This is a genomic window from Streptomyces sp. NPDC003379, from assembly GCF_053589195.1.
The window spans coordinates 60872-73037 of sequence record NZ_JBSFRK010000031.1 but is presented as its reverse complement, the minus strand read 5'-3'; the positions used below and the strand labels follow the sequence as shown (position 1 = coordinate 73037).

17 protein-coding genes are annotated in these 12166 nt (G+C 72.1%); 1 reads left to right on the top strand and 16 read right to left on the bottom strand.

The window, feature by feature from the left end; all coding sequences use genetic code 11:
• Positions 1-34: 34 nt before the first annotated feature.
• From lgt to hisI, 11 genes are all read right to left on the bottom strand, one after another.
• Entirely contained in the window at positions 35-976 is a 942-nt protein-coding gene (gene lgt, locus ACWDVB_RS27310) for a prolipoprotein diacylglyceryl transferase (protein ID WP_451517936.1), read from the bottom strand.
• 50 nt (positions 977-1026) lie between these two features.
• Positions 1027-1842 (bottom strand): DsbA family protein, encoded by an 816-nt coding sequence (locus ACWDVB_RS27305; protein ID WP_451517937.1) that lies wholly within the window; start codon positions 1840-1842, stop codon positions 1027-1029.
• Positions 1843-1904: 62 nt separating this feature from the next.
• Entirely contained in the window at positions 1905-2720 is an 816-nt protein-coding gene (trpA, locus tag ACWDVB_RS27300) for a tryptophan synthase subunit alpha (protein ID WP_451517938.1), read from the bottom strand.
• Positions 2717-4003 (bottom strand): tryptophan synthase subunit beta, encoded by a 1287-nt coding sequence (gene trpB / locus ACWDVB_RS27295; RefSeq protein ID WP_451517939.1) that lies wholly within the window; start codon positions 4001-4003, stop codon positions 2717-2719. The genes trpA and trpB overlap by 4 nt, the downstream gene beginning before the upstream one ends.
• A gap of 137 nt (positions 4004-4140) precedes the next feature.
• The gene (gene trpM, locus ACWDVB_RS27290) at positions 4141-4305 is read right to left on the bottom strand and encodes a tryptophan biosynthesis modulator TrpM (RefSeq protein WP_451517940.1); all 165 of its coding nucleotides are present in this window, start codon (positions 4303-4305) and stop codon (positions 4141-4143) included.
• A 9-nt stretch (positions 4306-4314) separates the two neighbouring features.
• Positions 4315-5124, bottom strand: a complete 810-nt coding sequence (gene trpC / locus ACWDVB_RS27285; RefSeq protein WP_451517941.1) for an indole-3-glycerol phosphate synthase TrpC — start codon at positions 5122-5124, stop codon at positions 4315-4317.
• A 141-nt stretch (positions 5125-5265) separates the two neighbouring features.
• Positions 5266-5694, bottom strand: coding sequence for a DUF2752 domain-containing protein (locus ACWDVB_RS27280; RefSeq protein WP_451517942.1), 429 nt, complete (start codon positions 5692-5694; stop codon positions 5266-5268).
• 129 nt (positions 5695-5823) lie between these two features.
• A complete protein-coding gene (locus ACWDVB_RS27275; protein WP_451517943.1) occupies positions 5824-6054 on the bottom strand; it encodes an HGxxPAAW family protein in 231 nt (76 codons plus the stop codon).
• Positions 6055-6160: 106 nt separating this feature from the next.
• Entirely contained in the window at positions 6161-6808 is a 648-nt protein-coding gene (locus ACWDVB_RS27270) for a TIGR02234 family membrane protein (protein WP_451517944.1), read from the bottom strand.
• Between the two features lie 7 nt (positions 6809-6815).
• On the bottom strand, positions 6816-8318 hold the full coding sequence (locus ACWDVB_RS27265) for an anthranilate synthase component I (protein WP_451517945.1): 1503 nt from the start codon (positions 8316-8318) through the stop codon (positions 6816-6818).
• Positions 8319-8328: 10 nt separating this feature from the next.
• On the bottom strand, positions 8329-8715 hold the full coding sequence (gene hisI / locus ACWDVB_RS27260) for a phosphoribosyl-AMP cyclohydrolase (RefSeq protein WP_223774093.1): 387 nt from the start codon (positions 8713-8715) through the stop codon (positions 8329-8331).
• 82 nt (positions 8716-8797) lie between these two features.
• Between hisI and ACWDVB_RS27255 the strand changes: the two genes are divergently transcribed.
• Positions 8798-9433: a TIGR03085 family metal-binding protein gene (locus tag ACWDVB_RS27255; RefSeq protein ID WP_451517946.1), complete on the top strand. Its 636-nt coding sequence runs from the start codon at positions 8798-8800 to the stop codon at positions 9431-9433.
• A gap of 10 nt (positions 9434-9443) precedes the next feature.
• Here the strand turns inward: ACWDVB_RS27255 and hisF are convergent, their stop codons facing one another.
• Genes hisF through ACWDVB_RS27230 form a run of 5 tightly spaced genes read right to left on the bottom strand, consistent with a single transcriptional unit; the run spans position 9444 to position 12166 of the window.
• Positions 9444-10199, bottom strand: coding sequence for an imidazole glycerol phosphate synthase subunit HisF (gene hisF, locus ACWDVB_RS27250; RefSeq protein WP_451517947.1), 756 nt, complete (start codon positions 10197-10199; stop codon positions 9444-9446).
• Complete coding sequence (locus ACWDVB_RS27245; protein ID WP_451517948.1) at positions 10196-10591, bottom strand: RidA family protein; 396 nt, start codon at positions 10589-10591, stop codon at positions 10196-10198. Before ACWDVB_RS27245 ends, hisF begins: the two co-directional genes overlap by 4 nt.
• On the bottom strand, positions 10588-11313 hold the full coding sequence (gene priA, locus ACWDVB_RS27240) for a bifunctional 1-(5-phosphoribosyl)-5-((5-phosphoribosylamino)methylideneamino)imidazole-4-carboxamide isomerase/phosphoribosylanthranilate isomerase PriA (RefSeq protein ID WP_451517949.1): 726 nt from the start codon (positions 11311-11313) through the stop codon (positions 10588-10590). Before priA ends, ACWDVB_RS27245 begins: the two co-directional genes overlap by 4 nt.
• On the bottom strand, positions 11310-11984 hold the full coding sequence (gene hisH, locus ACWDVB_RS27235) for an imidazole glycerol phosphate synthase subunit HisH (RefSeq protein ID WP_451517950.1): 675 nt from the start codon (positions 11982-11984) through the stop codon (positions 11310-11312). Before hisH ends, priA begins: the two co-directional genes overlap by 4 nt.
• A gap of 17 nt (positions 11985-12001) precedes the next feature.
• Entirely contained in the window at positions 12002-12166 is a 165-nt protein-coding gene (locus tag ACWDVB_RS27230; protein ID WP_451517951.1) for a hypothetical protein, read from the bottom strand.

The following is a 12166-nucleotide window of genomic DNA, read 5'->3' as shown; positions in this document are numbered from 1 at the left end:
TGAACGCCTGCGCTGAACGCCTGCGGCCGAAGCCTCAGCCCTTCTCGGCGGGCTTGGCCTCGTCCTTGGTGGCGTCCTCGGTGGCGTCCTCCGAGGGCGAGGTCTTACCGTCAGCCTTCGAAAGCTCCACGGAGCTGCCGTCACTGTCACCCTCGCCGGAGGCACCCGGCTCCACGGTCTCCTCCCGCCCGGGGCGGGTCCTCGCCGACACCACGAGGTAGACCACCGCCAGCAGGAAGACCACGATCGCGGTCCACACGTTCAGGCGCAGGCCAAGTACGTGGTGCGCGTCGTCGACCCGCATGTACTCGATCCAGCCGCGCCCGGCGCAGTACGAGGCGACGTACAGTGCGAACGCCCGCCCGTGCCCGAGCTTGAAGCGGCGGTCGGCCCAGATGACGAGGACGGCGACGCCGACGCACCACAGCGACTCGTACAGGAAGGTCGGGTGGTAGGTGCCGGGGACCCGGCCGTCCTCCGCCGAGGTGATCTTCAGCGCCCAGGGGAGGTCCGTGGGCTTGCCGTACAGCTCCTGGTTGAACCAGTTGCCCCAGCGGCCGATGGCCTGGGCGAGGGCGATGCCGGGGGCCAGCGCGTCGGCCCAGGCCGGCAGCGGGATGCCCCGGCGGCGGCAGCCGATCCACGCGCCGACCGCGCCGAGCGCGATCGCGCCCCAGATACCGAGGCCGCCCTCCCAGATCTTGAAGGCGTCCACCCAGTCACGGCCCTCGCTGAAGTACAGCTGGTAGTCCGTGATCACGTGGTAGAGGCGCCCGCCGACGAGGCCGAACGGAACGGCCCACACGGCGATGTCGGCCACGGTGCCGGAGCGGCCCCCGCGGGCGATCCACCGCTTGTTGCCGAGCCAGACGGCCACGAAGACGCCGATGATGATGCAGAACGCGTAGCCGCGCAGCGGAATGGGTCCGAGTTCGACCACACCGCGCGAGGGACTGGGAATGAAGGCAAGGTCCATGGCAGGTCCGACGCTACCGTGCCGGGCGGCGGGGGCGGCAACCAGCCCGGCTACGGGTCCATAACGGGCGCCCCCGGCTGCGGACTGCGGCCCTTGTCGGCGTTCTCCACGCGCTGCTTCAGCTTCTGCGGGGTCAGTGGGTTCTTCTCGTCCCCGAAGATGCTCTTGCCGTCGAGCAGCACGGTCGGGGTGCCCTGGAGCTTCGCGTCCTGGAATGCCTTGTTCGACTTGGCGACCCAGCTGTCGTGCGTACCGTCCTCGACGCACTTCTTGAAGGAGTCCGTGTCGAGCCCGTCGACCTCCGCGGCCAGCTCGATCAGCCTGCTGTTCTTGCTGTACGCGTCCTCGGTCTCCGGAGGCTGGTTCTTGAAGAGCACGTCGTGGTAGGGCGGGAACTCTCCGGCGTCCTGGGCACACGCCGCCGCGTTGGCCGCGCGCAGGGAGCCGCTGCCGCCCATGTTCCCGTCGATGAGGGTCGCCAGGTGGTACTCGACCTTCAGCAGGCCCTTGCCCGCGAGTTCGTTGATCACCGTGCGGTAGGTGTCCTCGAACTGCTTGCAGGCGGGGCAGCGGAAGTCCTCCCAGATGGTGAGGGTCGACTTGGCGCTGTCCTTGCCGAGCGGGAGCGACAGCCGGTCCTTGCCGTTCGCCCCCTCGGGGACGGCCACCGGGCCCGAGGTGTCGGTCTTGTCGTCGCCGGAATTGGCGGCGAGCAGTCCCACCACGGTGGCGAGGCCGAGGACGCCGACCACCGCGGCGCCCACGATCAGCGCCCGGCGCCGCTTGTCGCGGCCCTTCTGCCGCTCTCGCTCCTCCGCCAGCCGCTCGCGGGCCGAACGCTTTCCCTCACGGTTCTTCTCACTCACACTCCGCCAACGAACCGGGGAGGCACGAGCGTGCCTCCCTGGTCCAGGTCCACCCGTACGAGTTACGCCTTGCCGCGAACCCCGTCGGCCAGCTCACCGGCGAGGGCGCGTACGGCGGCGAGCCCGGCGGCATCGTCCGGCGCGTCCAGCATCCGCTGTACGAAGGCGGAGCCGACGATCACGCCGTCGGCGAAGCCCGCGACCTCGGCGGCCTGGCGGGCGTTGGAGACGCCGAGGCCCACGCAGACCGGCAGGTCGGTGGTGGCCTTGGTGCGCCGCACCAGGTCCTGCGCCTGCTCGCCGACGGACTCGCGGGTGCCGGTGACGCCCATCAGCGACGCCGCGTACACGAAGCCGGAGCCCGCCGCCGTGATCGTGGCGAGCCGCTCGTCCTTGCTGCTCGGCGCGACCACGAAGACCGTGGCGAGGCCGTGCTTCGCGGCGTGCTCGCGCCACAGCTCGGACTCCTGCACGGGCAGGTCGGGCAGGATGCACCCGGCGCCGCCCGCCTCGGCCAGCTCGGCGGTGAAGCGCTCCACGCCGTAGCGGTCGATCGGGTTCCAGTACGTCATGATGAGCACCGGCTTGCCGGTCGCCTCATGGGCCTCGCGCACGGTCCGCATCACGTCGCGGATCTTGAGGCCGCCGCGCAGGGCGATGTCGTCGGCGGTCTGGATGACCGGGCCGTCGAGCACCGGGTCGCTGTGCGGCAGACCGACCTCGACCACGTCCGCGCCGCCGTCGAAGGCCGCCTTGACGGCAGCGATGCCGCCGTCGACGGTGGGGAAACCGGCGGGCAGGTACGCGATGAGCGCCGAGCGTCCCTCGGCCTTCGCGGCCGCGAGAGTGTCGTCCAACAGCTGCTTGTTGCCGCTCACTTGGCGTCCCCCATGATCTCCGCGCCGGTGGCGGACGCGTCCGCCTCGACGGCGGCGTCCGTGTCGTACAGGCCGAAGTAGCGCGCGGCCGTGTCCATGTCCTTGTCGCCGCGCCCGGAGAGGTTGATGACGATCAGCCCGTCCTCGCCCAGCTCCTTGCCGACGTCGAGCGCCCCGGCGAGCGCGTGGGCGCTCTCGATGGCCGGGATGATGCCCTCGGTGCGGGAGAGGAGCCGCAGGGCCCGCATGGCGGCGTCGTCGGTGACCGCGCGGTACTCGCCGCGGCCGCTGTCCTTGAGGTAGGCGTGCTCGGGGCCGATGCCGGGGTAGTCCAGGCCCGCCGAGATCGAGTAGGGCTCGGTGATCTGGCCCTCCTCGTCCTGGAGGACGTAACTGCGGGAGCCGTGCAGGATGCCCGGCTCGCCCGCGGTGAGCGTGGCCGCGTGCTCGCCCGTCTCGACGCCGTGCCCGGCGGGCTCGCAGCCGATGAGGCGTACACCGGCGTCGGGGATGAAGGCGTGGAAGAGGCCGATGGCGTTGGAGCCGCCGCCGACGCAGGCGACGGCGGCGTCGGGCAGCCGTCCGGCGCGCTCCAGGATCTGCCGCCTGGCCTCGACGCCGATGACGCGGTGGAAGTCGCGGACCATGGCGGGGAACGGGTGCGGTCCGGCCACGGTCCCGAACAGGTAGTGGGTGCGGTCGACGTTGGCGACCCAGTCGCGGAACGCCTCGTTGATGGCGTCCTTGAGGGTGCGGCTGCCGGACTTCACGGCGATGACCTCGGCGCCGAGCATGCGCATGCGGGCCACGTTCAGGGCCTGGCGCTCGGTGTCGATCTCACCCATGTAGATGGTGCATTCGAGGCCGAAGAGCGCGCAGGCGGTGGCCGTGGCGACGCCGTGCTGGCCCGCGCCGGTCTCCGCGATGACGCGGGTCTTGCCCATGCGCTTGGTGAGCAGGGCCTGGCCCAGCACGTTGTTGATCTTGTGCGAGCCGGTGTGGTTCAGGTCCTCGCGCTTGAGGAAGACGCGGGCGCCGCCGGCGTGTTCCGCGAAGCGGGGCACTTCGGTGAGGCTGCTGGGCCTCCCCGTGTAGTGGACGAGCAGGTCGTCCAGCTCGGCGGCGAAGGCGGGGTCGCTCTTCGCCTTGTCGTACTCGACGGCGACCTCGTCCACGGCGGCGACGAGGGCCTCCGGGATGAATTTCCCGCCGAAGGCGCCGAAGTAGCCGTCGGTGCTGGGTACTTGGCCCTCGGGGTCCGGAATGAAGAACTGGCTGGGCATGGCTGATACCTCGCTGGGGCGTTGGGTTGACGTCTGTCACGAACACGCCTTGACGCCGTTGCCGGTCGAGGTTCTCGGCGACCGCGGCCCGTCGTGGGCTGGTCGCGCGGTTCCCCGCGCCCCTATTCAGGGGCGTTTCAGCTCGCGGCGGCGCACAAGGCGCCGCGTCGCCATCGCATCCCGGGGATCTGGCCCGGCTCCGAACCGATGTGGTACCGCACCCGCCTGCCCCGCACACGCCGCGCGGGCGCCCGGCAGCCGCGCGGGCGGCAGCCGGGGGCGAGGCGGGCGGCGATGGGCATGGCGGAGGGTCAGCCCCGTCCGTGCCGGAGGGCCGGGTGCGTACCCGCGGCGACCAGGTCGGAGACCGCGGCCTTCGGGTCGCGGCCGGTCACCAGGGACTCGCCCACGAGCACCGCGTCGGCGCCCGCGTTGGCGTACGCGATCAGGTCGTGCGGGCCGCGCACACCGGACTCGGCGATCTTGACGACGCTGTCCGGCAGCTCGGGGGCGATCCGCTCGAACACGGTGCGGTCGACCTTGAGGGTCTTGAGGTCGCGGGCGTTGACGCCGATGACGCGGGCGCCCGCGTCCACGGCGCGCTCGGCCTCGTCCTCGTCGTGCACCTCGACGATCGGCGTGAGGCCGATCGACTGGGCGCGCTCGATGAGGGACTCCAGGGCGGGCTGGTCCAGGGCGGCCACGATCAGCAGCGCGAGGTCGGCGCCGTACGCCCGGGCCTCCCACAGCTGGTACGAGGTGACGATGAAGTCCTTGCGCAGGACCGGGATGTCGACCTTGGCGCGGACGGCCTCCAGGTCGGCGAGCGAGCCGCCGAAGCGGCGCTCCTCGGTGAGCACGGAGATGACGGAGGCGCCGCCCGCCTCGTAGTCGGCGGCGAGCCCGGCGGGGTCGGCGATCGCGGCGAGCGCGCCCTTGGAGGGGCTGGAGCGCTTGACCTCACAGATGACCTTCACGCCGTCGCCACGCAGGGCGGCCACGCCGTCCTTGGCCGCGGGAGCCTTGGCCGCGCGTTCCTTGAGCTCGTCGAGGCTGACGCGCGCCTGCCGCTCCGCGAGGTCGGCACGGACTCCGTCGATGATCTCGTCGAGCACACTCACGCGAGCGGTCCCCTTCCCTGACGGTTGAAGCTGACGTTCAAGCTGGTCACTGCGATGGTATCCGCAGCAGGGCGAAGGCCCCGCATCCGGTTGACGCCCATCCCACGACCTGGACATTCACCACCCGTGCGGCCTCCGCGTTCAGGGATGCAGCCAGGCCCCGAACGGCAGATTGCGTACGAGGGTGAAGACCGCGACCAGGACGCCGACGCCCCACAGCCGCGCCGTGCCCAACGCGATCCACAGCGGCCGCCCGCGCACCGCCTGGACCACCCAGACGGCCCACACCGCCGCGAAGACGCCGTATCCGAGGACGGCGAGCGCGTTGGCGCCGAGGGCCGCGGTGAGGTCGCCGTGGACGAAGGCGTGGGCGCTGCGCAGGCCGCCGCAGCCGGGGCAGTGGACGCCGGTGAGGCGCAGGAGCGGGCAGGCGGGGTAGTGGCCGGGCTCGTTCGGGTCGACGGCGCCTACGTACGCGAAGGCCCCGGCGACGGAGGCGAGCGCACCGGCCGGCGCGAGCAGACGGGCCAGGAGGGCGGGCGGGCCCTTCCGGGCGGTCTCGGCGGTCACCCGTGCATTCTGCCCCGCGCGGGGGGCCGGCGCCCGGTGGGCGCACGCGGAAAGAGGCGGCTCCGGCTGCTGCCGGGACCGCCTCTTCTCGTACGGCGAATTCTCGTACGGCGGACCGTACGGTGCGCGTCAGCTCTCGGAGTGTGCGGCCTCGCGCTGCGGGCGGCGCTTGTTCTGGCCGAGGCCCGCGGCGCGCATGGCGACGCCCACGACGCCGCCGATCACGATGATCGCCATGCCGGCCCAGAACCCGGGCACGTTGGCCATCACCATGAAGGCACCCGCGACGCAGAAACCGATGAAGGCGATGATGACACCGGTCCAGGCGGCCGGGGTGTGTCCGTGGCTGCTGCCCGCCATGACTTGCTCCTCGTTGCTGTTTTCGTGGTGGTGGGTCGGACGCCCACCGCGAGTCGGACGCTCGCGGCCATTGTCCCGTACCCGCGCGTATGTGCTGAGCGCGGGGTCACGCTTCGCGCGTCGGGTCCTCGCCGCGGTCGAGGGCCTTCCACAGTTCCTCGGGCCGTTCGGGGTCCGGGGCGCGGCGGGCCTTGCGGGGGCTTGGCGAGCCGTCGCGTTCGTACCGTCCGGACATCGCGGGCCACGAGCGGCCGTACGTGAGTGCGAGGAGCCCGGCGAGCAGGAGCAGGACGCCCGCGGCGGCCGCGGCGTACGGCCAGCCGGTGTGGCTGAGGTCGCCGATGGTGGCGGCGGCGTCGCCGGACGCGGTGGCGGCCTTCTCGTCGAGGGCGGCGCTGTCGTCCGCGCCGAGCAGGGCCGCGGCCACGGTGCCGGCGCCGCTGAGCGCGAGCAGCAGGGAGACCAGGGCGCGTCCGGAGCGGCGGACCGCGAAGACCGCGACGAGGGCGGCGAGGCCCACTATCGCGAGGGCCGCGGGCACGCCCGTCACGTCGCTGCCCTTGGCGGTCAGGGGCAGGTCGCCGCCGGCCACCGACGCGGTCCCGTGGGCCCAGGCCTGGCGGGAGGCGAGCAGGGCGAGGGCCGCGCCGACGGCGCCGAGGAGCAGCGCGGCGGCGATGCTGCGCCTGCTGCCGCGCTGTTCCCGGGTCTCGGGCTGGGCGTCGGTACGGGGCGGTGGTACAGCGGAAGTCACCTCTCCACTATCCCTCACGGCTTCCCGGGGCGTGCAGGCGGTTGGCGGTGTGGATGGCGCGGAGCACGGCGGCGGCCTTGTTGCGGCACTCGGTGTCCTCGGCGACGGGGTCGGAGTCGGCGACGACCCCGGCGCCCGCCTGCACGTATGCCGTGCCGTCGCGGAGCAGGGCGGTGCGGATGGCGATGGCGGTGTCGGAGTCGCCCGCGAAGTCGAGGTAGCCGACGCAGCCGCCGTACAGCCCGCGCCGGGACGGTTCCAGTTCGTCGATGATCTGCATCGCGCGGGGCTTGGGGGCGCCGGAGAGGGTGCCTGCGGGGAAGCAGGCGGTGAGCACGTCGAAGGCGGTGCGGCCCTGGGCGACCTGTCCGGTGACGGTCGAGACGATGTGCATGACGTGGGAGTACTTCTCGATGGACATGAAGTCGACGACCTCGACGGAGCCGGGCTCGCAGACCCGGCCGAGGTCGTTGCGGCCGAGGTCGACGAGCATCAGGTGCTCGGCGCGTTCCTTGGGGTCGGCGAGGAGTTCGTCGGCGAGGGCCTGGTCCTCCCGCGGGGTGGCGCCGCGGTGCCGGGTGCCGGCGATGGGGTGGACCATGGCACGCCCGTCCTCGACCTTGACGAGGGCTTCGGGGCTCGAGCCGACGACGTCGAATCCGTCGAGGCGCAGGAGGTACATGTACGGCGACGGGTTGGTGGCCCGCAGCACCCTGTACACGTCCAACGCGCTTGCGTCGCACGGCGTTTCGAAGCGCTGCGAGGGTACGACCTGGAAGGCCTCGCCGGCCCGGATGCGCTCCTTGATGTCCTCGACGGCGTCCTGGTACTGCGCGCCGCCCCACAGTGCGGTGTACTCCGGCAGCTCGGAGGGCGGGAGGGCGGCCGGGGGCTGGGCGACGGGGCGCGAGAGGTCGGCCTCCATGGCGTCGAGCCGGGCGGTCGCGTCGGCGTACGCCTCGTCGACGCCGGTGTCCAGGTCGTTGTGGTTGATCGCGTTGGCGATCAGCAGGACCGAGCCGTCCCAGTGGTCCAGGACGGCGAGGTCGCTGGTGAGCAGCATGGTCAGCTCGGGCAGCTGCAGGTCGTCCCGCTCGCCGGGGCCGATCTTCTCCAGGCGGCGGACGATGTCGTAGCCGAGGTAGCCGACCATGCCACCGGTGAAGGGCGGCAGTTGACCTGCCAGGTCGCGTGGGGTGTGCAGGAGGTCGACGGTGGCGCGCAGCGCGGCGAGCGGGTCGCCGGAGGTGGGGACGCCGACGGGCGGGGTGCCGAGCCAGTGGGCCTCGCCGTCGCGGACGGTGAGGGTGGCGGCGCTGCGGACGCCGACGAAGGAGTAGCGGGACCAGGTGCGGCCGTTCTCCGCCGACTCCAGGAGGAAGGTGCCGGGGCGTTCGGCGGCGAGCTTTCGGTACAGCCCGACGGGGGTGTCGCCGTCCGCGAGAAGCTTGCGGCTGACGGGGATCACTCGGCGGTCGGCGGCGAGCTTGCGGAAGGTCTCCAGGTCCATGGCAGCGACCCTACTGACCGGGTGCCGGTACGCCGGACAGTGGCAGCACGTCGGAGTCGAAGCAGGTGCGCGTGCCCGTGTGGCAGGCGGCGCCGACCTGGTCGACCTGGACGAGGACGGTGTCCGCGTCACAGTCCAGGGCGACTTCCTTGACGTACTGGAAGTGCCCGGAGGTGTCGCCCTTGACCCAGTACTCCTGGCGGCTGCGGGACCAGTAGGTGCAGCGCCCCGTGGTGAGGGTGCGGTGCAGCGCCTCGTCGTCCATCCAGCCGAGCATGAGCACCTCACCGGTGTCGTACTGCTGGGCGATGGCGGGGAGGAGGCCGTCGGCGCTGCGCTTGAGGCGCGCGGCGATCTCCGGGTCGAGGCCGCTGCTGGGCGGGGGCACGCTGGTCATGCGCCCATTGTGCCGCGATCCGGCCGCCCGCCCGGCGTGCGTCCACTGTCCGGACCGGGCGGGCGGTCGTAGGCTTGCGGGCATGTCGACCCATGCGAAGCGCGAACGACTTCTCCTCGCCGATCTGTTGGAGGCGGAGGGGCCCGAGGCGCCCACCCTGTGCGAGGGCTGGAAGACCCGCGATCTCGCGGCCCACGTGGTGGTGCGCGAGCGCCGCGCGGACGCCGCGGGCGGGATCCTGATCAAGCAGCTCGCGGGGCGCCTGGAGCGGGTGCAGGCGGAGTTCGCCGCGAAGCCGTACGAAGAGCTGATCCAGCTGATCAGGACCGGGCCCCCGCGCTTCTCGCCCTTCAACCTCAAGCAGGTGGACGAGGCGTCGAACGCCGTCGAGTTCTACATCCACACCGAGGACGTGCGCCGCGCGCGGCCCGAGTGGACCCCGCGCGACGTCGATCCGGTCTTCTCCGACGCCCTGTGGTCCCGCCTGGAACGGACGGCCCGTCTGGTCGGCCGCAAGGCCCCGGTGGGCCTGGTCCTGCGCCGCCCGAACGGCCAGACGGCGGTGGCGCACCGGGGCACCCCGGTGGTGACGGCGACGGGCGAGCCCCCGGAGCTGCTGCTGTTCGCCTACGGCAGGCAGGACGTCGCGGACGTGGCCCTGGAGGGGGACAAGGCCGCGATCGCCGCCCTGCACGAGACGAAGCAGCTGGGGCTGTAGAGAGGACGACCTACCGCACCGGGTGCCCGGCCTCTCGCAGCGTCTCCTTCACCTCGCCGATCCGCAGATCACCGAAGTGGAAGACCGACGCCGCGAGGACCGCGTCCGCGCCCGCCGCGATGGCCGGGGGGAAGTGGGCCAGGCGGCCCGCGCCGCCGGAGGCGATGACGGGGACCGTGACGTGCTTGCGTACGGCCGCGATCATCTCGATGTCGTAGCCGTCCTTGGTGCCGTCGGCGTCCATCGAGTTGAGCAGGATCTCGCCCGCGCCGAGTTCGGCGGCCCGGTGCGCCCATTCGACGGCGTCGATCCCGGCGGACTCGCGGCCGCCGTGGGTCGTCACCTCGAAGGAGCCGGACGGCGTGCGCCGCGCGTCCACCGAGAGGACGAGGACCTGGCGGCCGAAGCGCTCGGCGATCTCGCGGATCAGGTCGGGGCGGGCGATCGCCGCCGTGTTCACGCCGACCTTGTCCGCGCCGGCGCGCAGCAGCTTGTCGACGTCCTCGGCGGCGCGTACGCCGCCGCCGACCGTGAGCGGGATGAAGACCTGCTCGGCGGTGCGGCGGACCACGTCGTACGTCGTCTCGCGGTTGCCGGACGAGGCGGTGATGTCCAGGAAGGTCAGCTCGTCGGCGCCCTCGGCGTCGTACACCTTGGCCATCTCGACGGGGTCGCCCGCGTCGCGCAGGTTCTGGAAGTTGACGCCCTTGACGACGCGGCCGTTGTCCACGTCGAGGCAGGGGATGACGCGTACGGAGAGGGTCATGCGGGGGCTCCTCGGAAGGCTTCCAGCTCCACTTCGACGAGGAGGCGCGAGTCGACGAATCCGGAGACGACCACCAGGGTCATCACCGGGCGCACGGCGTCGAAGACCTCCTTGTGCGCACGTCCCACCGCGTCGACATCCCGCGCGTGGGTGATGAGGAGACGCACGGCGATCACGGACTCGGGGCCGAGCCCGAACTCGGCGATCGCCTCCAGCGCGTTGGCCATGGCGACCCGCGTCTGTTCGTAGGGGTCGCCCTCGCCGTACAGGATGTCGCCCTTGAAGGACGTGGTGCCGCCGACCACGACCCGGTCGCCCGCCTCGACGGCCCGCGCGAAGCCGAAGGTCTCCTCCCACGGGCTGCCGCTCTGCACTCGTCGTACGCCACTCATCGAGACACGGCCTCCAGTGCTTCCTCCAGCGTGAACGCCTTCGCGTACAGCGCCTTGCCGACGATGGCGCCCTCGACGCCGAGCGGGACAAGCTCGGCGATGGCGCGCAGGTCGTCCAGGCTGCTCACCCCGCCGGAGGCGACCACCGGGCGGTCCGTCGCCGCGCACACGTTGCGCAGCAGCTCCAGGTTGGGGCCCTGGAGCGTGCCGTCCTTGGCGATGTCCGTGACCACGTAGCGCGCGCAGCCCTCGGAGTCGAGGCGCTCCAGGGTCTCGTAGAGGTCGCCGCCGTCGCGGGTCCAGCCGCGGCCGCGCAGCGTCGTGCCGCGTACGTCGAGACCGACCGCGATCTTGTCGCCGTGCTCGGCGATGACCTTGGCGACCCACTCGGGGGTCTCCAGGGCGGCGGTGCCGAGGTTGACGCGGGTGCAGCCGGTGGCGAGCGCGGCGGCCAGCGTGGCGTCGTCGCGGATGCCGCCGGACAGCTCGACCTTGATGTCCATGGCGCCCGCGACCTGGGCGATCAGCTCGCGGTTGTCACCGGTGCCGAAGGCCGCGTCCAGGTCCACCAGGTGCAGCCACTCGGCGCCCGACCGCTGCCAGGCGAGGGCGGCCTCCAGCGGGGAGCCGTAGGAGGTCTCCGAGCCGGACTCGCCGTGGACGAGGCGTACGGCCTGGCCGTCGCGGACGTCGACGGCGGGAAGGAGTTCGAGGGTGCTCACAGGGTTCCGATCCAGTTGGTGAGGAGCTGGGCGCCGGCGTCGCCGGACTTCTCGGGGTGGAACTGCGTGGCGCTCAGGGCGCCGTTCTCGACGGCCGCGACGAAGGGCTCGCCGTGCGTGGACCAGGTGACGTGCGGGGCGCGCATCGCCGGGTTCGCGACTTCGAGGGACCAGTGGTGCACGGCGTAGGAGTGCACGAAGTAGAGGCGGGCGTCGTCGTCCAGGCCCTTGAAGAGCGTGGACCCCGCCGATGCCTGGACGGTGTTCCAGCCCATGTGCGGGACGATCTCGGCCTTCAGCGGCTCGACCGTGCCGGGCCACTCGTCCAGGCCCTCGGTCTCGACGCCGTGCTCGATGCCGCGCGCGAAGAGGATCTGCATGCCCACGCAGATGCCCATCACCGGGCGGCCACCGGCGAGGCGGCGTCCGACGATCCAGTCGCCGCGCGCTTCCTTCAGGCCCCGCATGCAGGCGGCGAAGGCGCCGACGCCGGGCACGAGCAGGCCGTCGGCGTTCATGGCCTTGTCGTAGTCGCGCGTGATCTCGACGTCGGCTCCCGCGCGCGCGAGGGCGCGCTCGGCGGAGCGGACGTTGCCGAAGCCGTAGTCGAAGACGACGACCTTCTTCTGGGAGGCCTTCTTCTGGGGAGCCTTGTTCTGGGGGGTGCTCATCTCTCGTACGCCTCCCGTCAGTTCCAGTAGTCGAGCCGCAGGATGCCCGCCGCCAGACACATCACGGCGCCGATGGACAGCAGCGTGATCAGGCTCTTGGGCATCCCCTGCTTGACGAAGGAGAAGATGCCGCCGGCCAGGAAGAGGCCGACGACGATGAGGATGGTGGTGAGGCCCGTCAT